General features: G+C 39.3%; 25 protein-coding genes and 1 tRNA gene. 12 read left to right on the top strand and 14 right to left on the bottom strand.

Translation table 11 applies throughout. The features are described from left to right. The first annotated feature begins 211 nt into the window (after nucleotides 1-211). The 5 genes from K9M07_00545 (at nucleotide 212) to K9M07_00525 (ending at nucleotide 5,478) form a co-directional block, all read left to right on the top strand. A complete protein-coding gene (locus K9M07_00545) occupies nucleotides 212-1,384 on the top strand; it encodes a hypothetical protein (protein ID MCF7851710.1) in 1,173 nt (390 codons plus the stop codon). A gap of 1 nt (nucleotide 1,385) precedes the next feature. After that, complete coding sequence (locus K9M07_00540) at nucleotides 1,386-1,865, top strand: CesT family type III secretion system chaperone (protein ID MCF7851709.1); 480 nt, start codon at nucleotides 1,386-1,388, stop codon at nucleotides 1,863-1,865. After that, on the top strand, nucleotides 1,866-3,395 hold the full coding sequence (locus K9M07_00535; GenBank protein MCF7851708.1) for a 4-alpha-glucanotransferase: 1,530 nt from the start codon (nucleotides 1,866-1,868) through the stop codon (nucleotides 3,393-3,395). A gap of 112 nt (nucleotides 3,396-3,507) precedes the next feature. After that, a complete protein-coding gene (locus K9M07_00530; GenBank protein ID MCF7851707.1) occupies nucleotides 3,508-4,980 on the top strand; it encodes a hypothetical protein in 1,473 nt (490 codons plus the stop codon). Nucleotides 4,981-5,010: 30 nt separating this feature from the next. Beyond that, on the top strand, nucleotides 5,011-5,478 hold the full coding sequence (locus K9M07_00525) for a hypothetical protein (GenBank protein ID MCF7851706.1): 468 nt from the start codon (nucleotides 5,011-5,013) through the stop codon (nucleotides 5,476-5,478). A gap of 26 nt (nucleotides 5,479-5,504) precedes the next feature. On the opposite strand, the gene K9M07_00520 is transcribed toward K9M07_00525, so the two are convergent. Continuing rightward, nucleotides 5,505-5,984: a hypothetical protein gene (locus tag K9M07_00520; protein MCF7851705.1), complete on the bottom strand. Its 480-nt coding sequence runs from the start codon at nucleotides 5,982-5,984 to the stop codon at nucleotides 5,505-5,507. A 10-nt stretch (nucleotides 5,985-5,994) separates the two neighbouring features. After that, complete coding sequence (gene sthA / locus K9M07_00515) at nucleotides 5,995-7,395, bottom strand: Si-specific NAD(P)(+) transhydrogenase (protein ID MCF7851704.1); 1,401 nt, start codon at nucleotides 7,393-7,395, stop codon at nucleotides 5,995-5,997. A 197-nt stretch (nucleotides 7,396-7,592) separates the two neighbouring features. On the opposite strand from sthA, the gene rpmB reads away from it, so the two are divergent. From rpmB to K9M07_00490, 5 genes are read left to right on the top strand one after another with little or no spacing between them, the layout of a single operon-like run. After that, nucleotides 7,593-7,868, top strand: coding sequence for a 50S ribosomal protein L28 (gene rpmB, locus K9M07_00510; GenBank protein ID MCF7851703.1), 276 nt, complete (start codon nucleotides 7,593-7,595; stop codon nucleotides 7,866-7,868). Continuing rightward, entirely contained in the window at nucleotides 7,828-8,808 is a 981-nt protein-coding gene (locus K9M07_00505) for a hypothetical protein (protein ID MCF7851702.1), read from the top strand. Before rpmB ends, K9M07_00505 begins: the two co-directional genes overlap by 41 nt. Before the next feature lie 17 nt (nucleotides 8,809-8,825). Further along, nucleotides 8,826-9,035 carry a hypothetical protein gene (locus tag K9M07_00500; GenBank protein ID MCF7851701.1) on the top strand — a complete coding sequence of 70 codons (210 nt, stop codon included), beginning with the start codon at nucleotides 8,826-8,828 and terminating at the stop codon, nucleotides 9,033-9,035. 38 nt (nucleotides 9,036-9,073) lie between these two features. Next, a complete protein-coding gene (locus K9M07_00495) occupies nucleotides 9,074-9,688 on the top strand; it encodes a YhgN family NAAT transporter (protein MCF7851700.1) in 615 nt (204 codons plus the stop codon). 60 nt (nucleotides 9,689-9,748) lie between these two features. After that, complete coding sequence (locus K9M07_00490) at nucleotides 9,749-10,627, top strand: methionyl aminopeptidase (GenBank protein ID MCF7851699.1); 879 nt, start codon at nucleotides 9,749-9,751, stop codon at nucleotides 10,625-10,627. A gap of 79 nt (nucleotides 10,628-10,706) precedes the next feature. Here the strand turns inward: K9M07_00490 and K9M07_00485 are convergent, their stop codons facing one another. Both K9M07_00485 and K9M07_00480 read right to left on the bottom strand, forming a co-directional pair. Next, nucleotides 10,707-11,582, bottom strand: coding sequence for a hypothetical protein (locus K9M07_00485; GenBank protein ID MCF7851698.1), 876 nt, complete (start codon nucleotides 11,580-11,582; stop codon nucleotides 10,707-10,709). Nucleotides 11,583-11,652: 70 nt separating this feature from the next. After that, on the bottom strand, nucleotides 11,653-13,023 hold the full coding sequence (locus tag K9M07_00480) for a dipeptidase (GenBank protein MCF7851697.1): 1,371 nt from the start codon (nucleotides 13,021-13,023) through the stop codon (nucleotides 11,653-11,655). Nucleotides 13,024-13,275: 252 nt separating this feature from the next. Here K9M07_00480 and htpX point away from each other — a divergent pair, with 252 nt between their 5' ends. After that, nucleotides 13,276-14,184, top strand: coding sequence for a protease HtpX (htpX, locus tag K9M07_00475; protein MCF7851696.1), 909 nt, complete (start codon nucleotides 13,276-13,278; stop codon nucleotides 14,182-14,184). Nucleotides 14,185-14,187: 3 nt separating this feature from the next. On the opposite strand, the gene K9M07_00470 is transcribed toward htpX, so the two are convergent. From K9M07_00470 to K9M07_00425, 10 genes are all read right to left on the bottom strand, one after another. Continuing rightward, entirely contained in the window at nucleotides 14,188-14,709 is a 522-nt protein-coding gene (locus K9M07_00470; GenBank protein MCF7851695.1) for a tyrosine-protein phosphatase, read from the bottom strand. Nucleotides 14,710-15,176: 467 nt separating this feature from the next. After that, nucleotides 15,177-16,508 carry an HldE protein gene (locus K9M07_00465; GenBank protein MCF7851694.1) on the bottom strand — a complete coding sequence of 444 codons (1,332 nt, stop codon included), beginning with the start codon at nucleotides 16,506-16,508 and terminating at the stop codon, nucleotides 15,177-15,179. Then, complete coding sequence (gene rfaD / locus K9M07_00460; GenBank protein MCF7851693.1) at nucleotides 16,508-17,521, bottom strand: ADP-glyceromanno-heptose 6-epimerase; 1,014 nt, start codon at nucleotides 17,519-17,521, stop codon at nucleotides 16,508-16,510. Before rfaD ends, K9M07_00465 begins: the two co-directional genes overlap by 1 nt. Before the next feature lie 2 nt (nucleotides 17,522-17,523). Further along, complete coding sequence (gene ispE / locus K9M07_00455) at nucleotides 17,524-18,360, bottom strand: 4-(cytidine 5'-diphospho)-2-C-methyl-D-erythritol kinase (protein ID MCF7851692.1); 837 nt, start codon at nucleotides 18,358-18,360, stop codon at nucleotides 17,524-17,526. Between the two features lie 175 nt (nucleotides 18,361-18,535). After that, a complete protein-coding gene (gene rplI / locus K9M07_00450) occupies nucleotides 18,536-19,081 on the bottom strand; it encodes a 50S ribosomal protein L9 (protein MCF7851691.1) in 546 nt (181 codons plus the stop codon). A gap of 21 nt (nucleotides 19,082-19,102) precedes the next feature. Beyond that, nucleotides 19,103-19,351 carry a 30S ribosomal protein S18 gene (rpsR, locus tag K9M07_00445; GenBank protein MCF7851690.1) on the bottom strand — a complete coding sequence of 83 codons (249 nt, stop codon included), beginning with the start codon at nucleotides 19,349-19,351 and terminating at the stop codon, nucleotides 19,103-19,105. A 12-nt stretch (nucleotides 19,352-19,363) separates the two neighbouring features. After that, on the bottom strand, nucleotides 19,364-19,708 hold the full coding sequence (gene rpsF / locus K9M07_00440) for a 30S ribosomal protein S6 (protein ID MCF7851689.1): 345 nt from the start codon (nucleotides 19,706-19,708) through the stop codon (nucleotides 19,364-19,366). A gap of 57 nt (nucleotides 19,709-19,765) precedes the next feature. Next, the gene (gene pth, locus K9M07_00435) at nucleotides 19,766-20,374 is read right to left on the bottom strand and encodes an aminoacyl-tRNA hydrolase (protein ID MCF7851688.1); all 609 of its coding nucleotides are present in this window, start codon (nucleotides 20,372-20,374) and stop codon (nucleotides 19,766-19,768) included. Next, nucleotides 20,374-20,928 (bottom strand): 50S ribosomal protein L25/general stress protein Ctc, encoded by a 555-nt coding sequence (locus tag K9M07_00430; protein MCF7851687.1) that lies wholly within the window; start codon nucleotides 20,926-20,928, stop codon nucleotides 20,374-20,376. Before K9M07_00430 ends, pth begins: the two co-directional genes overlap by 1 nt. Before the next feature lie 377 nt (nucleotides 20,929-21,305). Then, nucleotides 21,306-21,377: transfer RNA gene (locus tag K9M07_00425), tRNA-Gln, on the bottom strand. 234 nt (nucleotides 21,378-21,611) lie between these two features. On the opposite strand from K9M07_00425, the gene K9M07_00420 reads away from it, so the two are divergent. Further along, nucleotides 21,612-21,881, top strand: coding sequence for a hypothetical protein (locus K9M07_00420; GenBank protein ID MCF7851686.1), 270 nt, complete (start codon nucleotides 21,612-21,614; stop codon nucleotides 21,879-21,881). The last annotated feature ends 123 nt before the right edge of the window (nucleotides 21,882-22,004 follow it).

Below are 22,004 nucleotides of genomic sequence, written 5' to 3'. Positions count from 1 at the left end.
CTCTCGGACGCTCGACCTATGGTCGAACTGGGAGATTATTAAAACCGGGAAGGGGTAAAAAACCCCTTCCCGGTTTTAATAACTCCCTAGAGAACAAATATCTCGAGGCCTTCGAGTCCAAAAAGTTACAAAGTCGAGTTAAATTTTTTTATTTGAAAATAAAATCATATAGGTGAGATGAGTTGGAAATCGACTCTATAAAGATTTTAACATGAATGATAAGGTCAATCCCATTGCGTCTTCTTCATTGACTGCAAATAAATTGCAAGCACAGATGAAAGAAGCGCTTAAAACGGATAAAGCGCTGATCGCAGCGCAGGTCGCTTCCGAGCAAGAGTTTACCGAATGGGTGGACAACTTTGCTTTCACGCCAACCCTCATGATGCGGCGCTTTAGAGAACTCGATGAAAAACTCCATAAAAAAGAAGTTAAAAAGGAAAAGTCTGAAGAAAAAGAAGAAGCCACTCTTGAAGCCGTAGAGAAAATCGACGAAGTTTCTCGCAACTACTCCAGTAAAAACCCTGAGCTCGATGAAAGAGTTTTACTCGCCCTTAAAGAAAGTCTTCGTGGAGATGAAGATGTCGACACCATGATGGAAAAGTTATTAAAATCTTATCCCGATCATTACTTGGCCGATGATGCCCTTGATTTTTTATTGACGACAACAGCCCCCAATACTGCGATGGGACGAAAACTCAATGAAACAAAAGAGCGGCTCAATGAACTCTACTCAAGGGAAATCAAAGCCGGGCGCAATATCAGCACTGAATCAAGAGAATTTTCCCAACACGGACTGGGCTCCCCTACAGCTTTGCGCGATCTATACCGCAATATTACAGGCAATCCCCGCTCTCCTGCAGATTTATTCGAAGAGTTAAATCAGAAGTTTAAATTTGATGATTTGACAAAAGCCGTGAAGTTTATTATGCACTCACTCGGATCCGATTTTAGATCAAAAGGCCCTTCCATTCCACAACCCGAATTACAACGCCTTTTCTCAGAATCCCGATCAATGCAAGCAATTTTAGGCGTATACAAATTTTTTCATTCACGTATTCCTCTGATGGCAGGGCAATTCCAAAAATTCGAACTCGATCTTCCCCCTCGACTCACCTATGAATTACTCGCTAAGCAATTTGTTAAAATGATCAGTGACCGCTACCCTTCAGCCGATAAAATTTTAAAAATTGGCGTGATGCTTGGAATTGCAGATGAAGAACTCGCTCAAATCATTATTTTTACACAGTATAGAGATGCTATTCGGGGGGTTTCTCCCCGGTTATTTAAATCAGAGAAACACCGCCAAGAAATGCTCCTCGCCCTTTTAGATACGCTGAGCGAACTTGAGGATCTTCTTGATGAGGAAGAGGAGGAAGACGAATAAAATGACTATGACTAGATTCACAGAGATTCTCTATGAGCTAAGTGAAGAGCTCGATACTCCCCTTCATCCGGATGAAAATAACTTGTGTCGGATTGAAATCAATGAATCTCTTTTTGTACAGCTCGAACTCTCCTCTGATGAACATCACTTAATGATTATTTGTGTTGTCTCGGAATTGCTCCCCGGGAAATACCGCGAAAAAACCCTGCTATCTCTTCTACAAGCAAATGATGCGGTCAATAAACAAGTTGGCATTTTTAGTTTTTTGCCCAAAATGAACTTAATTATGCTTCACGAGAAAATTCCCCTCATGACAATCCAAACAATTGAACTCGTTGAACTATTAGTGCAATTTTCAGGAAGAGCTATGCTATGGAGAAAAGCTTTTCAAGATGGCCTTTCCCATCCTTCCGGAGCTCTAATTGAAGACAGGGGCTCTTCTTCTCTTGGCAATCAACCACAACCGGGTTTAAAACCATAAATGACGTCAAATTCTCATCAACATGGCATTAATTTACCACTATCTGCCTTACGCTCTAAAAACAGTTGTGGGATCGGAGATTTTTATGATCTGATCCCAATCATCGACTGGTGCGCTGAGATTGGCTTAAATGTCATTCAGCTGCTTCCGCTGAATGATACGGGATATGATCCAAGCCCTTATAACGCCCTCTCTTCACTCGCGCTCCATCCCATTTACCTCTCTCTAAGAAAGCTCAAGTATTTTAAGGCGCGCAAAGACTTCGAAAAGAAACTCGATATTTTTAAATCCTATAATCGCACCCGTCGCGTCAAATATGATGACGTATTGCGTATCAAAATGGATTTTTTACACTTTTATTTTCATCATAATCGAAAGCACTACCTCAAAGACGAATCATTTCAAACATTCCGCGCTGAATTTCCCTGGATCATTGAATATGCCCTTTTTAAAATTCTCAAAGAAAAGCAAAATCTAGCTTTTTGGGAAAAATGGCCGGATGAAATAAAGACACCTTCATCTGAAACAATGCAACAGCTCACACAAGAATATGCCGACGAAATCGATTTTTTCTTCTTTCTCCAATATTCTTGCTTCAATCAGCTCATAGCCGTAAAGCGCCATGCTCATGAGCGCAATATCCAATTGATGGGCGATATTCCCATTCTGATCAGCCCTCAAAGTGCCGATGTTTGGACGCATCACTCCCACTTCAATCTCAACCTAGCTGCCGGTGCCCCACCTGACACCTTTAATAAAGAAGGTCAATACTGGGGATTCCCATTATTTAATTGGGAGGCAATGGAACAGGATCATTTTCGTTGGTGGCAAAGACGTCTTCAGTTTGCAGAGCATTTTTACGACATTTTTCGAATTGATCATGTGATTGGATTTTATCGAATCTGGGCTATTCCCCTTGGAGAATTGGCTTCAAAAGGCCAATATATTCCCGCTAAAGAGAGGGATTTCCTCAAACAGGGAGAAAAAATTCTCAAAAAACTTCTTAGCTTTACTCATATGATTCCCATTGGAGAAGACCTAGGTATTTATCCGGCAAGCATGGGAAGAAGCCTTAAATCATTAAATATTAATCGAACCATTGTGATGCGATGGGAAAAATACCGGACTACAAAAAAATTTATTCCCTTCGAAAAATATACAAAACATAGCCTGTGCACGATTTCAACACATGACTCTGAAACCTTTACACAGTGGTATCTTGCAGGGGGAAAAGAAGTGAGTGCATTTCTTAAAGTTTGTCAACTGCCTTGCCGTCAACACCTCACTCAAAAACAGCGCTTAGAACTTCTAAAGATTGCCCATCACACCAATTCACACTACCATGTCAACCTCTTACAAGAATATTTAGCGCTTTATCCCGACCTCGTATGGGAATGCCCCGATGATGCACGGATTAATCGCCCCGGTTTCATTTTGCCAACAAATTGGACCTTTCGTTTCCGAGCCTCCGTTGAAAAGATAACGACTCATGCTCTACTAAAAGCGAGTATGAAAAAAATCATTTCTTGAACTATGCTATGAAATATACCGAAATGAGCGCTTTTTTATGGTTTTCTTTCGATCTCTGTTCTTTTTTTTCATTTGTATTCTAATCAGTCCACTGAGTGGTACTGATGCAAAAATGCAAACTCTTTTCTCAAGCCTTGATCAAAATTCAATCAGTGATTCTTTTGCTTTTTATAAACTCTATCCCAATAGCCGGCCGGGTGAAATCGCTCTTAAGCGCGCTTTTGATTTAATCAACAAACACCGCATCATTCCTATTCCCATCAATGAAAAACTCGCCGTCCCTGATTTTTACATCCAAGGCCTTATTTCACTTGTGAATAAAATGCCTTTTGATCAAACCCCTATTTTGACAACCGAACAAATACAACTAATTAAAACACTTAGCGATCACTTATCTAATCGGAAACTCAAAGGGAGCAAAGTGAGCTCCATTGAAGAGATCCAAAAGCTGCCCAATGAGCAAATTGATCTGGCGCGCGCTCTTTTACTTTATCAATTTACAGATAGCCCTACAAAAATCCATGACATCGAACAATATGAAGCTAATCTAGACTTAATGGCCCTGCAAATCTTAGCTCGATTGCCAAGAGGAGCATCGCATCTTGAAAAAATCAAGGCGATTAATCAGTTTATTTTTCATGAGATGCGCTTTCGATTCCCCCCTCAATCCCTATCGACAAAACAAATCGATACCTATACAATCCTCCCCTCTGTCCTCGATAATCGACTGGGGGTCTGTTTGGGTGTTTCTATCCTGTATTTAACTCTCGCTCAGAGGATGAACCTTCCTTTAGAAATTATCACTCCCCCCGGCCACATCTATTTAAGTTACTTAGATGTCGATGGAAATCGGATAAATATCGAAACGACTTCACGCGGCATCCATATCCCGGAAGAGCACTATTACGGAATGAACACCCTTCGCCTTCAAAAACGGACGATTAAAGAAACCATTGGCCTTAGTTTTTTTAACCAAGCCTCAGTGGCTTGGGATCAAAAAAAATATGAGGAAGCAGTCAAACTTTATACGGCTGCAGCGCCTTATATGGGAGAAGATTCCCAACTTCATCTCTTTTTAGGGATCAATTTACTCAATACCGACTGCATTTCAGAGGCAAAAGAACATTTAAAAAAAGCACATCAAATCCCTATGGATGAGGTCTTATTTCAAGACACGCTTTCTGAAGATTTTTTAGCAGGGCGTGTTGATAAAGAGGGATTTAACGCGATATTTAAGCAAATTGACGAGAGTCGGCAATCGATTTTTGAAAAACAAAAACTTATCCAAACACAAATGAAACGCTTTCCTAAATTTAGAGAGGGATGGCTTGCTCTTGCCGTCACATGGCTTCAATTATCACGCATGAAAGAAGCTTTGGATGCACTCAATCAATATCACGCTTTAGACCCCAATAATCCAACCGTCGAATACTACTTAGCGATTATTCATCTCCAGCGATTTAATTATGCCAAAGCTTTTGAACACTTAAAGCAAACATATAAAATTATAGGACAGCTCAAACCACAGAATAAAATTCTGCATCCCCTCAATTTTGAACTACACCTAATGAATTTCAAAATTTAGCTTTTATAAACTAAAGAAAAGGACCCTTCGATGAAAAAAAAAATTCCTCTAGCCCTTATTTTTCTAACTTGCTTAAATATTTCAGTTTTTTGTGCCGGTAATAGCCCAACTCAGTCAAATATGGCAACCACAGGGACTGATTTAAACCAATTCATTCCGCCTGTCGTCCAAAAAAAATATGGCTTAGATCTGCTATCCCCTTCGCAGCGCTCTCAGCTGGCTAAATGGCTACAAGAACAGAATGTCAAACCTCCCCAAACAACACTTAGCACATTGAGTTTAAATATTTCTAATGGCCAATATATTCAGCTTGACGACGGCTCTGTTTGGGAAGTTGATCCCAAAGATATGAATCTTTCGCAAGGATGGCTCTCTCCGGTTCAAATTCGAGTGACAACGACACAAGACCCCAACTATCCTTACCAACTATTCAATACGGCAACAAATAGTTCCGTGAGTGCAAAACGAGTGACAATGACACAAGCGCTTAATCAATAGGGACAGCATTGCTCACAAAGTCGAGGCTATGACGGGAAGAAATCTTTAAATTGATCCCTCAAAGAAGAAGGAACGATTTCTTCCACCCCTTTCTTGTCATACATAAGAAAATAAAGACATGCGAACATGATTCCCAGCGCCGGACTAAAAATAGCCAGAGCTAAAGCAATCAGACAAATAATGGCTCTTTTAATCGAAAGCCAAGAGTATTTCATACTCGCAACTAAGGGGCGTATCATAAAAAGCGTCATTAGGTTGATCGCGAATTTGATAATAAAACTAAGCATTGCATAAATTCCCCATACAATATCTGCAATGAGGAGAAGAAAAAAGAAAAACCTGGCAGTAATCGATGAAAACAAGCGCCCTTTGGGTTTGTCTTTTGCAAATCCCTTGATTTGATCTTTGAGGTACTGAGTCGAATTTTCTTCGGAAATCTCTGTCTGATTTTTGACTGAAGCTTTCGTGCCTTCTTCTCGAAAATCATCGATATTATAAATTGCCATAATCTCTTTTTCAGCTCGTCTTTTTACGAATCTTATTCATGCCATTGAGTGCCGCAATGCGGTATCCTTCGGCATAGGTTGGATAATTAAATACCTGATCGATGAAATAATCAATCTTTGCTTTAAAACTCATGGCAACTTGACCGATATGAATGACCTCAGTTGCACCACAACCAATGATTTGAATACCAAGAATCTCTAGAGTATCAGCATGAAATAATATTTTAAAGAGTCCTTCATCCGTTCCCACAATTTGACTCTTTGCAATCTCATAATAATATGCGCGCCCCACCTCATATCGATAGCCTAATTTTTGCAATTCTTCTTCGGTATAGCCACAAGAAGAAATTTCAGGAATGGTATAAATTCCAATAGGAAAATTATCGGGAAAGGGGTGTGATTTCACTCCAAGTACATTTCTTGCAGCAAGACGCCCTTGTTCCATACTCGTCGATGCAAGGCAAGGACCACCGATCACATCACCTGCTGCATAAATATGAGGGACAACCGTTTGAAAGAGCGAATTAACGGGAATATGACCCGATTCCGACAGACTAATTCCGGCTCGATCAATACGGAGCTCTTCTACATTCGCTTGCCTACCAAGGGCATATAATAACACATCTGCTTGAATCTCACTCTTATCTTTAAAGACGACCTTAACCCCATCTTCGACTTTTTCAATTTTTTCTAATTCTTTTCCCCCGATAAATTCGAGACCAAGTGTCATCAAAGATTTTTGTAGATGAGCGCTAATTTCACTATCTAAATGTGGAAGGATTGAATGTTTTTTATCGACTAATTTGACCTTTGTATGTAGAGCCGAAAAAAAACTGGCATATTCTGCCCCAATAATTCCCCCTCCTAATACGATCATTGTTTTAGGAACCGTTTCGATATCAAGAAGCCGTGTTGAATCTAAAATTCTTTCATTATCAAAAGGGACATGCGTGGGATTACGGGGGACGGAACCGCTGGCGATCAAAATATTTTCCGCTACAATGGAATAATTGACCTTGCCCTCTTCATCTTTAACCAGAACCTCATAACTATTTTCAAAAGATGCCCGTCCATGAATGATCGAAATTTCATTCTTTTCAAATTGACGTTGAAGAATCATTCTTTGTTGTGTCAAGACGTTGAGTAGACAATAATTGAGGTCATTAATTGAAACGGATCGAACATCCATTCCCTGAGCATAATAACTTTTTTTATAAAAATCGGTAAGGTTGAGAATGGCTTCTCGAAGCGATTTTGAAGGAATTGTTCCGGAATTAAGGCTCTCTCCACCTAAATATTTTCCTTTTTCTATAAGAATCACTGATTTTCCGAGTTTGGCAGCTTGAATGGCCGCCTTTTGTCCGGCAGGTCCTGAGCCAATAATTAAGAAATCGGTATATAACTCTTCCACGATATAACACAAACCTTTCACTAACAATAAGTTGAAAAATAAAAAAAGACTTTAAATTTCAACAATAGCAAATGACCTAACTTTGTAAAAGTTTAATTTTAATTTGTCGCCTTAACTTTGTCTTTTCTCTTCCTCTTGTCCAATAATAAATAAGATGATATTCTTATTCCCCAAAGGGCTTAAGAGGAGAATTTTATATGTCAAAGAAATGCCAGCTTACCGGAAAGGTGCCCCGCAAAGGAAGAAGCTACACGACTCGTGGTATTGCTAAAAAACAAAAAGGAATCGGCCTTAATATTACCGGTTCTTGCAAGCGCCGTTTTCAACCTAACTTAGTTAAAAAAAGATTTTGGTTTTCTGAAGAGAACCGTTTTGTAACGTTGCGCTTATCTGCCTGTGCAATGAGAACCGTTGATAAAATTGGTCTTGCCAATGCCGTCAAAAAAATGCGCGCAGCAGGACAAAAAATCTAAGTTTTTTTTTATTTCTTTGTTAATAAGCTCGATTGCCGCGATCGCCTTTTTAATAGTACAGGGCATCCGCATCGAGCTTCCTTTTTTGTCCAATCCGATCATTTTTTATTCAAATCACCATTGCGATAATCATAAATTGCTCTTTATCCAATTGATTGATCGCGCCCAAGACTCCATTGACTTGTCGATCTTTGCTTTAACCGATCGCGATGTGATCCACCATCTCAACCGTAAAGCAAAAGAGGGACTAACGATAACAGTCTACTATGATGATCACAACTCCCCTAACCTAGAGAGCAAGCTCAATCAGCGCATTCAATCCATCAAAAAATCCCATTGTCACCTGATGCATCAAAAAATTCTTATCATTGATGAAACCATAGCCCTGTTTGGATCGACAAACATTACCCTCTCCTCCCTGCTATATCATCAGAATATCCTAGTATCGATTTACCATCCCCAACTTGCCAAGTGGCTCAAAGCCAACATGAACATCAATGGACAAGATGGACATTTCCACAGTGGATCGACGCACATTCATCTATACACAATGCCCGATACCACACATAAAGCGATCAACCATCTATTGCAGTGCATTGAAAAGGCTCAGATAAAAATCCATGGAGCTCTCTTTGCCCTCTCTCATCAAAAAATCATCCATGCGCTGCAAAATGCCTACCAAAAAGATATTGATGTCTCCTTTATCCTCGATCGAGGCCAAGGGAATCGCCACTGCAGCGGCTTTCCCATTCATTTATCGAAAAGCTACGAATTGATGCATCAAAAAGCTTGTTACATTGATCATGATATTGCAATATTGGGCTCAGTTAACTGGACCCATTCGGGCTTTAAAAAAAATCGCGATCTCCTCGTTATTTTTGAAAACCTCTCTCCACAGCAAATGAAGCAATTCAAAATAAAAACACATCCTCAATTATGAACTCACCTTACGCAAAAATGAAGGATTATAGAGCGGCTGCGGCTTTGCCATATCAATCCTCCCTCGTCGGACATAGCACTTTGGCTATGCCCTCCTCATTCGGATCGCTTCGTTTTGATCTGGCTTTGCCTCGATCGCTCTCTGAATCCTCATTTTTGCGTAAGGTGAGTTATGAAGAAATGTGGGACGCTTCCGGTATATTTTCTTGTTTAACTGAGCCCATTTAGCTATATACCGAAATAAATTGAAGAGTAGGTTAGATTTGATGAGTTGGTCACATTTTTTTTCTCTTGCCCTTTCCCTTTTTCTTTTAATGGATCCCATTGGAAATATCCCTTTTTATATTTCTATTTTAAAGCATGTCGAGGCGAAACAACAAAAACGCATTATTGCTAGGGAACTCATCATTGCTCTCTTCACCATCCTCTTTTTTGCTTTTTTGGGTGATGTTATTTTAACAGTTCTCCATATCTCAACACCTACCTTAAGCATTGCAGGAGGGACAATCCTCTTTTTAATTGCACTTAAAATGATTTTTCCTTCGAATGATTCGCCTTTTCACACATCAGAAATCACTAAAGAACCTTTTATCGTACCTCTTGCGATCCCCTTAGTTGCAGGCCCTTCCATCCTAGCTACGGTCATGATCTATGCCAAGCAGGAAATCCATTCCTTATATTTAGCGGGAGCCATTATCGTTGCTTGGCTTATTTCCTTCTCCATTCTCATCTTTTCCAATCAAATCCAAAAAACACTTAAACAGAAAGGCTTAGAAGCATGTGAGCGCCTTATGGGACTTGTTCTGATTCTTTTGTCAACTGAAATGTTTATGGAGGGGATTAAAGCCTTTATCCGCTCAATTTATACCGTCCATCAATGAAGTCGATCTGGTTTTTAAACAGGGTGATTGTTATAATTAACTTCATTTGAAGGAGAAACAATGATCAATCGGAATGATCCATGCTGGTGTGGAAGCAATAAGAAATGGAAAAAATGTCATTATCCCCAAGTTGCCCCACGAACTAAGGAATCTCTGAAACAAGAATATAAAAAAAAATACGGTATTCTTATCAAATCTCCCCAAGAAATTGAAGGCATTCGCGCATCGTGCACACTTTCTGCATATATTTTAGATGCATTGTGCAAAGCGGCAAAAGAAGGCGTGACAACGCTTGAACTTGATCATTTGGCAAATGAACTCCTCAAAAAGCACCATGCGATCTCTCCCTGCTTGAATTATGGATATCCCCCTTACCCTAAGTCGATTTGTACTTCGATCAACGAAGTCGTCTGTCATGGTATCCCTGAAAATCGCAAACTAAAAAATGGCGATATTATGAATATTGATATCTCAACTGTTCTCAATGGCTTTTATGGGGATACGAGCCGTATGGTCTGTATTGGGGATATCGATGAGGAAAAAAAACGGGTCGTCGATACCGCTTATGACTGTTTAATGGAATCCATTGCCATTTTAAAACCGGGCCTTATGATCTGTGAAATTGGCAATGTCATTGAATCCGTTGCCCGCAGAAATCACTGCAGTGTAGTCTATCAGTTTGTAGGACATGGATGTGGCCTTCAATTTCATGAAGAACCTCAGGTTTATCACAACTACAATAATCTACAAATTCCCCTTCAAGCGGGAATGACCTTCACAATTGAACCGATGATCAATGCCGGTATTGCTGATGCGATTATTGATCCCACTGATGGTTGGACAGCTCGCACTGCCGATGGAAAACCTAGCGCGCAATGGGAACACTTAGTCTTGATCACTGATGATGGGCATGAGATTCTAACGATGCCGCCTCAATAGGCCCTAAACTCGACTTTGCAACTTTTTAGGCCCGCCCGTCTCGTCTGTTTGCGCATCATGCGCTTGACCGTAGGTCGCGCTAAAAGTTCAAATAGATGTTGTCTGAAGCGTTTTTTTCCATATTCTCTTCCACAAGATGAACCATTTCACTTGATTCAAGGTCTACCTTTTTTTCTTCATAGACCTTAAGAGTCTGACTCTTAGCCATCTCTTCCTTGTATTGCTCATAGAGAAGCTTGTCCTGATAATGTTGAACTCTCGATTCATTCAATGCTTGCCGTAGCTCTTTAATTTCTTCTAAAAGCGGCCGAGTTTCATTCTTTGATTCGAGATAGGCTATTTGTTGCAATTGAGAACTGACATCCTCAATCAATCGTTGATTTTGATGAAAGAGTTTTTGATTTTCAGAATGGGAAACCGATAAGAGCTGTTTCATTGATTGTGAAGATTCATAGTACTGCTCTTCTTTTTCTTGGAACGAACATTGCCTATCTTCAATATCTTCTCTCTCTCTTTCGATTTGGTGCTGCAAAGTATTGAATCTCATTTTCCAAAGATCTTCTTCTTGCCTAGCATGCTTTAAATTCTCTACCTGCTCCAACAGATGGTTTTCAACTTCATCACTAACCCACGCCATAATCAAGAAATTGATCGCAGTCCCCATAAGGGCAAATAAAGAGATCACCACTTTATCTTTAAATAATGTTTCCTGAAAAACAGCGGCTAATAAAATCAATCCCACACAACTTATAAAAGCAGCAACTTGGCGAAAACGAAATGATAGAAAAAGGGAAACTAAGGCATAAATAGTTAATACCGGAGCGAATGACACTTGATTTGCAAAGAGCAAACTAGAAATGCCAGTAAAGAAAATAAAAGGAATCCAAAATAAAAACGGGATTTTAGAATATGAAGTGGGAAAGATATTTTTTTGAAACCAAATTATAAAAACCATAGTCCAATAGGGGCTAAAATGCTCTTTTACCGAGAGTGTGGGGTCTTACAAAAAATTGCAAGACAAAAAATTAGCTTTCGAGGATATCTAAAATCCTCACAATTGTCAAAAAGCCTTTTTCGAAAGAATCTAAATAGAAAAATTCATTGGGTGCATGATACTGATTGTCATGCGTGGCCGTTCCAATTGCAACGGCATCGGCTCCACTTGCTTTACATAAACCGGCCGTAATAGGAACACTCCCACCAATAAGCGCAAACTGACACGGCTTTTCAAAGACATCACTATAGGCCTCTCGTGCAATTTGAACAATCGGTGAATGAATATCCGATTTGTAGTATGGCCCATGACCGTGTGCAATTAATTTCCATTGCACCCCTTTAGGCATATGTTGAGATAAAAAATGGCGGAAAGAAGCTTCTAATTTTTGTGTATCTTGATTGGGCACTGTGCGTATGGAGATCTTTGCCTGTGCCTTTGCAGGAATCACGGTTTTGAAACCATCTCCCTGATACCCTCCCCATATCCCATTAATTTCAAAGGTGGGTCTCATTGTCGAAGACTCTTTAAATGTATACCCCTCTTCAACGCTAAAGGCTTCAATTCCGAACATCTCTTTTAATTCTTCTTTATCATAATCTTCAGAAAAAAATAGCCTTTTCTCTTCATCTGTCGATTGATGTACATCGTCATAAAATCCTTCAATCTGAACTTGCCCCTGATCATTGTAGGCCTTTGACAAGACACTGATTAACACCTTAATACTATTGGGAGCAACCCCTCCCCATCCCGAATGAATATCACCTATGGCCGTAATACACTCTAAATCAAAGGTCATCACCCCCCGCATCCCTAATGTAATCAATGGGGTTTGTATATTGTCGATTGAACTGTCAATCACAAGCAAGTAATCGGCTTTTAATAGATCATGCAGCTTTGGCAATTCTTCCATGAGACCGGTAGAACCGATCTCCTCTTCGCCTTCAATGAGAATTTTTAGGTTAAAATTTTTAATTTGCTTTTTTTCAAGAAAGGCCTTGAGCGCGGTGATCGTATAAAATCCCTGTCCTTTATTATCTGAAGCTCCGCGAGCAAATATTTTTCCGCCTCGAATTTCAGGCTCAAATGGCTTAGAATCCCATAATTCAATGGGATCAACGGGCTGGACATCATAGTGCAGATAAATTAAAAGCGTTGCGGCTTCTTTTGGAGCATGACAATGACTGGCAAACACAAAGGGATGATGGCTCGTCTCATGAAGCTCCACCTCGAGCCCTATCTCTTTTAAACTCTCTACGAGAAAGTGGGCACAATTGAGCATGTCCTTTTTATGAGCTGCTTCAGAGCTCACGCTTGGGAAGCGCAAATAGTCAAAAAAATCTTTAAAAATCGTTTTTTGATGCGTTGCATACCACTGCTTAAAGGGGTCTAATGAACTCATAACCTTCCTTTTTAACTCGAGTTTGAATAGATTGCTCTACTTTAGTATACTAGTGTTTAATTGCAAAAGTCCCCGAGCTTATTTTGATCAGGTTTTTCTGTCTGATGGTCTGTAAAAGTTCAGGGTAGACTTGAGTGAGTCACTCTGAATTTTTACAGACCATCAGGCGGGAAAAGATGATCAAAATAAGCCGGCGGATTTTTGCAATTAGACACTAGTGTTTAATTGCAAATCATCTACCGTGAGGTTACAATGAATTGGCTCAAAAGAATTTCTTTATTTCTCATTCTCAATTTTTTAATTCTGCTTACGATATCGACAATCATCCGATTCTTCAATATTCAACCATTTTTAACAAGACATGGAATCAATTATGAAGCACTGCTCATTTTTTGCCTCCTTTGGGGCATGGGTGGGGCTTTTATCTCACTTATGCTATCGAAAAAAATAGCGCAGTGGTTCATGGGCATCCGCCTCATTGATCCCCATGCCGATCCGATGTCGAACCGCCTTTATTCCATCGTAGTGAAGCAAGCCCGCTCTTTAAACATTAAAGTTCCTGATGTAGGCATTTTTGAAAGCCCTTTACCCAACGCTTTTGCAACGGGACCTTCAAGTTCCAATGCTCTTGTAGCAATTTCAACCGGACTTCTCAACCGGATGAATGAAAGTGAAATTGAAGCTGTGATCGGGCATGAAATGTCGCATATTGCTAATGGCGATATGGTAACAATGACTCTTTTACAAGGTATCATCAATGCTTTTGTTATGTTCTTAGCTAGAATTCTTGCTTTCTTTTTTGCTTCGGGACGTGATCGCAACCAGACCTCTTTTGGCGCCTATTACTTCCTAACATTTGTCTTTGAGATTATCTTTATGCTACTCGGTTCCATTGTGATCTGCGCTTTTTCTCGCTTTAGAGAATACCGTGCCGATCGCGGAGGTGCTCTCTTAGCCGGTAAAGAAAATATGATCAACGCGCTGCGCTCTTTACAAAGAATCAGTGATGAAAATCATCAATATAGCCGAAGAAGTCAAGATCAACCCGCAGCCATTCAAGCCCTTTTTATTAATCGCTCTAACGGATCCATTCTTTTCCAACTCTTTTCAACACATCCGACGATTGAAAAGAGAATTCAACGATTGAAAGAAGGAGTATAGGACCTATTTAAGATGAGATTCATCATGAAAATGCGAGAATTCAATTCCCGCTTCTTTTGTTATTTTCTCAATATCCAGATTGCGAATATAGTCGATTAAATTGTTGTGCCACCAATGAAAACCATATTTTTTCATTTCGGCAATTGCCTTTTCTTTATCCCATTTTTGAACCACTATGCGATAAATTGCGCAGAGTGTGCCCGTTCGATCTGCTCCATGAAAACAATGGATAAAAACGGGGTGGTGCTCTTTATTGCAAATGACTCTTAAAAAATCGATGACTACTTTATCCCGCGGCTTGAACGGATTGAATGGGATATTAACCTTCATTAATCGTCCCCATCGCCTTGCCCCCCCATCCTTACGCAAATTGATGATTGTCTTAATTCCCCTTTCGGCAAGGGCATTCAGCCCTTCTTCATGAGGCTGTCCACCACGATGGAGCCGCTCCCCATCAACGATGTCATAGTTAGGAAGATAGTTTTTAAAAAACTTTTGTTTAACAACAAACCATAGGACTTCCATACCACCCCAAATCATGGCACAGGTATGCTGAAAGGAAAATTTAACACTTAACCAAATATACCTAGAAATAAGACGAAGTATTCGCAATTTCTGTTTATTGGTAGTTCTTTCTGATTCCATTGTATCTAAATTTTTTTTATTAATTATACTAACTATTGGGAAATAAATCCACTACTTCTCATAAAACAATTAATAAACAATAATACTTAAAAAGTTAAAGATAAAAACCAATTTTTAAAAAATTTCCTCTATCCAAGGAGGGGTTTTTTGATGGCCCAACGGCACTGTCTGCATCATATTTTTAACCTAACATGCTCATTATTAGTTCTTACCACAGAGAGCACAGAGGCACCGGAATGCGCATTTCTTGATTTTTCTCTGTGTACTCCGTGCTCTCTGTGGTTGTTAACGTCCTTATAATCAACAACCTGATAGTTTATCGAATGATGCAAAAAAGCAAAGTCAAGTTATACTGTCAGTCGGTCAAATACCTGATCGATATGACTCATTTCCTCGACTTCCTCCCCACTATAAAAAAAGACGGCAAGAGGATTGAGAAGAGAACATAGATCAGATAAGCCTTCTCTTTTTAAAATAATAAAATCGATCTCCTTGAAAGAAGAAAAAAGAGAGGCAACACGCGCATTTCCTTTATTTTCAGGTAGATACAAAATAAATTGAGCAGAACCAAATCGATCTCTCAATTGTTGAATATGAGCGAAAAGCTCAATTGTCATTTGCTCGACTCTTTCAAGGGCTAAAATGAAATAGTCCTGAGCCTGAAGGACTTCAAGCAATGGGAACAAATGATCTTCTTCAAAAATTTTATTATCCGTAGATACTTCCAAAAGCCTTGCTGCAATCTCTTTTAGAGTGACATGGATACACCCTAAACGCCCAATAGCGACGCCCGAAGCCAAATTACAGAGTTGAATTGCATCGGATAGATTGAGCTGATTTGCAAGCGAAAATGCCATAACGGCCAATACCGTATCACCGGCTCCCGTGACATCCTTCACTTCTTGAGGTTTGACAGCAAAATCGAGTCTTTTTTGTTCTGAGCTAAACAGAGAAATCCCTTTTTCCGAACGTGTAATCACTAAATGATTAAGATTGGCTTGCTCCATGAGCTTTTGTGCAACCATTTCAAGCGGAGCAGATGGGGGTAGCCCTGAAGCGAGATAAGCCTCTTTCAAATTGGGTTTAAGGAGAGTCGCTCCTCGGTATTTTGTAAAATCAGTCCCTTTGGGGTCAACAATAACGGGAATATTCATTTGATTGGCGTGATAAAAAAGAGCTTTCAAAATCATTGGGGTTAAAAAACCCTTTTGATAATCCGAAATAGCAATCACATGTTGATTTCTAATGAGATCGGGAATGAGTTGAAGAATGCGATCTTGGTGGTGTTCACAAAGAGGTTCAATGCGTTCCTTATCGAGTCTAAGAATATGTTGTGAATCGGCAATTAAGCGATTTTTAATCACTGTCGCAATAGATGCTTCGAGAAGAAGGCCTTCAACTCCAATCTCCTTTTCATTCAGCTCTTTTAAGAGCACATGTCCTGCCATATCATCACCTACCATCCCCAATACAGAGACATTAGCTCCTAAAGCATTTAAGTTAAGAGCCACGTTCCCTGCACCCCCGGGGCGGGAACTTTCTTGGATAATATGCATGACGGGAACAGGGGCTTCCGGAGAGATCCTCTCGATCTTCCCCATAGTGTAGTGATCCATCATGAAATCACCCACAACTAAAGCATTAATAGGACTGAGTTGTTTAAAACTTCTCGCGAGCATTACCACCTTTGATCTGCAATAAGATAATTTCTAATATAATCCGTTACAGCATCTTTCAATGTATGATAGTGCATTTTAGGCAATCCTTTTGACTGCAGTGTACTTTCATATTTAGAAAGATCGGCACATGTATGATTTTGATACTGTTTGCTAAGATCTCCCGGCATAGAAACATATTGAATACTCGGTTGTTTGTCGAGAGCTTCAAAGACATAAGTAGCTAGCTGATTCCACGATGAAGGATGCCCGGAACCGACATTATAAATACCCATCATGTCATTCTCTAGAAAGTCACAAGTCACTTTAACCGCGTCTTTGACATAGATAAAATCACGTTCTTGTTCGCCGTCTTTATAATTTTCCCGATCATTCGATTCAAAAAGCTTCACAATTCCATCACTTTGAATTGTATTTGTCATATGGTATACCATAGACGCCATCCGCCCTTTATGCACTTCATTCGGCCCAAAAACATTGAAATATTTTAAACCGACAACTTGATCTAATAGCCCCTCATTATAAAGCCACATGTCAAAAAGTTGTTTAGAAAATCCATACATATTAAGAGGGCGCAAATGAGGAATTAACTCGTGGGCATCATTAAATCCCAACTTTCCGTCGCCATATGTAGCTGCGGAAGAAGCATAAATAAATCGATGGTTATTTTGTAGCGCATAATTCGCAAGAAGAATGGAAAAACGGTAATTGTTCTCCATAAAATAATCGGCATCTTGCTCAACCGTATCGGAACAAGCCCCGAGATGGATAAACGCCTCAATATCCCTCTCTTTACCTTCTAACCAATCAAAAATGTCGTATCGAGAAACCATTTCGTAAAAGTTCTTTCCAACAAGATTCTTCCACTTGCTACTCATTTTGAAATCATCAACTAAAACTAAATTATGGTATCCCTTTTCATTGAGATAACGCACAACTCCCGATCCTATAAATCCTGCTGCCCCCGTAATGACAATCAGCTTATCATCAAATATTCTCTTCTTATGAGACGTCATATCTACCACCATGTATCTTCTTTGCGTGTTATCAATCTTGCCTCAATCAATCCCATTTTTTCAACTTCTGATTGATTCCTCATATCAACTCCAACAAAACAGCTCCCACTTCCCGTCATAAAAACATGTTCAAATCCTCGATGAATCAGATCTAATTGACTAAGCTTAAGTTCCGGATACAATCTGAGTGCAGATGGCTCGAGGTCATTAATAAATATATACTCATGATTCAGAAATGCATTATAAATCTGCTTGGGATCCATTACGCTCATTTCATTAGTGAGGCATTCCTTATAAACATGTGGGGTGCTACAGAACGTATTCGAAGTTTTTAACCATATTCGATCAAAAGCAAAAGGATAGGGATAGTCTGTTATTTGATCTCCTTTTCCCTCACAATACGAACATCCTTTTGAGAAAAAAAAGGGAACATCAGAGCCAATCCTTTGAGCAAGAGCAATCAGTTCATGAAAAGGTAATATTTGTCCCGATAACTGATGAAGCGCCCATAGAGTCGTTGCAGCATTGCTACTCCCCCCTCCTAATCCGGCGCCAATGGGGATCCGTTTAATGAGTTGAATACGGACGGGTATTTTCTTTCCAATAGCTCTTTCAAATGCATCGTGAGCTTTTAAAATTAAATTGTCATTACCTGTTGTTAAAGAAGGAGTATTGCAAAAAAGTTGCGTTGATTCACTTGGCTCAAATAATAGCGTATCTGCCAAGTCAATTGCTTGATATAAAGAGGCAATATTGTGGAATTTATCAGGTCTTTTTTTTAGAACTCTAAAAAAAAGATTGATTTTAGCGGGTGATTTTAGAGTTAGCGAAATTGTCATAAATTACTCGAAGAAAAAAAAGCCCGGTTATCTAGTAAAGTCGCATTGGACTGTGTCAAAGCGTTTCAAATCGACGATCGCAAGTTCCTTCGTATTGTCCAAAATACGGAGAAACTTGCGAAGCCTGTCGGTCGTTGATTTCAAACGATGGCGGACCGGACTTTAAGAATTTAAACTACTTAATCGGAGCTTCTTCTTTCTGTGTTTCTTCCGGTTGATTGCCTTCTTCAGCAACAACCTCTTTGAGAGCTTTAGGCTTTTTAGCAATTGGCGTCTCACTGATCACGCTAAGCGCAAATTGAGCTTCCACGCCCTCTTTGAGAGAAAGCGTAATTGGATGTGTTCCCAAAGTCTTAATACCATGAATCATTTTGACATTTCTTTTTGTAATTGTATAACCTTCTTTTTCAAGAATTTTAACAATCTCATTTGCGGAAACAGAACCATACATATGGCCATCCGGATCGACTTTAACCTTAATTTCAAAGGTTTTATCGAGTAATTGTTTAGCGAGCAAGTCAGAAGATCTTTTATCTTCAACAGCCTGTTTTGCTCTCTCTTCGCGCAATCTTTCTTGCATACGAAGTGTTCTTTTATCGACAACAACGGCCTTCTTTTGCGGAAGTAAATAGTTTCTAGCAAAGCCGGGCTTGACTTTAACTATATCTCCCTTCCTAGCGAGGTTATCGATGTCTTCGAGTAGAAGTAAATGATTTTGCATCTGTTATTTCCCTTAACTTAATTAATCTTTAGAAACGAAAGGTAATAGAGCAATATAACGAGCTCTTTTGATCGCTTTTGTTAATAATTTTTGATGAAAATGAGAAACACCAGTAATTCTTCTTGGAAGAATTTTTCCACGTTCAGTAATGAACTGGCATAAAGTATCGATATCTTTGTAATCGATATGCTTCATCCCCTTTTCCGTGAAAGGGCATCTCTTCTTTTTTTTGAAAGATGAGTCTGAACCCCTGCCTCTATTTTTATCCATATGACCTACTCCTTAAACTTGTTCTAACGGTTTGAATTCAAGCGTTTCCATGACAGCATTCGCTCTCACATGCACAAAGCGGATTAAATCCTCATTGAGATGGTATTGATGCCATAATTCATCAATCACTTGTGTGGGGGCTTCAAAATAAATTAAGTAATAGTATCCTTCACGCCTTCCGTTGATCGAGTATGCAAATTTCTTACGACCCATGTCGTGAATTTTGACAACTTCTCCGTTTTTCTCAGCAATATCACTTACGATGCGATCTAAAGCCTTTTGACGGGCATCTTCGCTAAGTGTAGCACTGATAATATACATCCCTTCATACAGATGTTTTTTTTCTTTTATAGCCATTCGCTAACTCCGAATTTTATCTTTTACGCTCATAAGTGGCCTAATCGAAATGCCTAACTATGAGCGGTTATTTTTTAAAGCCAGTTTTGTCGTTAAGAGATTCAAAGATGAAGAAAATCCTTCATCAATCCATTGTTTTAAAACTTCAATTGCCACCTGAATGGATTCTCTAACCTGCTCGATTTCATCAGTCTTAAAAGGTTTGAGAACATAATCAGCTAAATCGCAATGGCTTTCTCTTCCTACTCCAATTCTGAGACGAGGATAGTGAGCCGACCCTAATCTCTCTCTTATACTTTTAAGTCCATTATGCCCACCGGATCCACCCGACGCCCTTAAGCGTAAGTGGCCCAAGGGCAACTCAACATCATCTGTAACAACAACCAAGTCTGCAATATCAATCTTGTAAAAACTGATCACTGCACTCACCGCTTGGCCGGACAAATTCATATAGGTTAGAGGCTTTAATAAGATGACTTTCTTATCATCTCTTGTTCCCCGGGCGACTTGAGCTTTAAACTGTGTTTCCTTTTTAAAAGTAAAACCAAGCTCATTTGCTAAATCATCAATGATTTGAAACCCGATATTATGCCTCGTATTATCATACGAAGACCCCGGATTCCCCAGCCCAACAATTAAAAGCCACTTATCCCGCGTGCCATTCACTATTTCGCAATCACTGCTAAAACGTTATTTTTATCAGCAAGAATCGTCACACCCTCTTTTAGAGCAAGATCTCTAATTCTCTTGGTTTGCTTAATGCCAAGCTTACTAATATCTAACATGAATGATTCGGGAATATCTTTTGGAAAGCAGCGCACCTTCACACTTCTCATGACGGGACGCAAAAAACCACCCAGTTTAATTCCAATACACTCTGCTGATCCAATAAACTCAAGAGGGACATTTACATTGATTTTCATATCGTCATAAAGCTCTTGAAAATCTAAATGTAAAACATCATATGTCGTTCGGTGATATTGAATATCTTTGACAATTGCTTTGACTTTTTTTCCATCAATTTCGAGATCAAAGACGGTCGTTGAAAGAAAACCTTTTTTAATTGATCTCAAAATAGCCATAAACTCGTTTCCGTCGACGCTAATGACTTTGTTCTCACCATTTTTGATATAAAGAACAGCGGGAATATGATCTTCGTGACGAACTGCGCTTAGTTGTCCTCTTTTACCATGTTCGCGATTAAAGACTTTGAGTTTCATTGTTTCTCCGTAAAATGATACATATATAATTTATCAATCCAGAGACATGAGATAATTAAGAAAAGAACGAAAGAAAATAAGACACTTCTATGGAAACTTCTTATAAATATTTTGGTTGATAGGAATAAAAACCCCTCTAACACCAATAACAAAAATAAAGGTGAAGCTCCATGAGATAGTGGCTTGAATTACCCCTAATTCCAACCTTGGACTTTTTTCCATCTTATCAATGGATGCCTATCTCATCTTTTGGAAAGACTTCTTTAAAGGTGAATTTAAGCTTATTTATCATGAAAAAAGCACGCTAGACAAGGATGTGTAGTCCTCGAAAATAGCTTAATTCTTGACCGATTAAAGCTTCAATCCGGCCTTTTTGTTTGGGGCAGAAGGATTCGAACCTCCGAATGGCGGTACCAAAAACCGCTGCCTTACCACTTGGCGATGCCCCAGCACCTGTTTTTCATACAATATGTACGAAAAAGATAAGCAATATCGTATTCGTCGGCGCAATTATTTTCAAGCTTATTTTACACAAAAAAAATAACGCTTGAATCACGACCCGATGTTATTAAAAATTTAAGTTTAAACTAAAAAACCGGAATGACAAGAAATTTCTTGCGCTATTTATTGAGTTACTCTTAAAATTATCGGCTAGTACAATCACCCAAAACCGAGTGAACATTATGTGTGATAACTGTTGGAATGCAGAGAAATTTGCAGATAAAATAAAAAATCGCGATCTATGCGATGGACAAGAAATGATGACAATGTCCTTTGAGACGTTAACCTATAATTTAACGCAAGAGTGGGTTCAATCCAATAAATCCGAATTCTTTATTTTTCGAAAAGCGATTAATGATTTACCTGAGTCGAGCGAAATCGCTCTCCCCGTCTCATCAAAAGATATGAGTGGCAATTTCAAAAGCGGTCAAATAAATATTCACTTCATTTGACTTTGAATCCCTCCTTTCATATGTTGAGCCTTAAGCCCCCATTTTTCGACAGTTAGGGAATATTGGCTATCAGTGGTTGGCCGCGTGGGATCCCCCGCTTAAAGCAAGGGGGATTGGCCCGCT

The organism is Simkaniaceae bacterium, from assembly GCA_021734805.1.
GTDB lineage: Bacteria > Chlamydiota > Chlamydiia > Chlamydiales > JACRBE01 > Amphritriteisimkania.
This window is presented reverse-complemented; position numbering and strand designations above follow the sequence as displayed.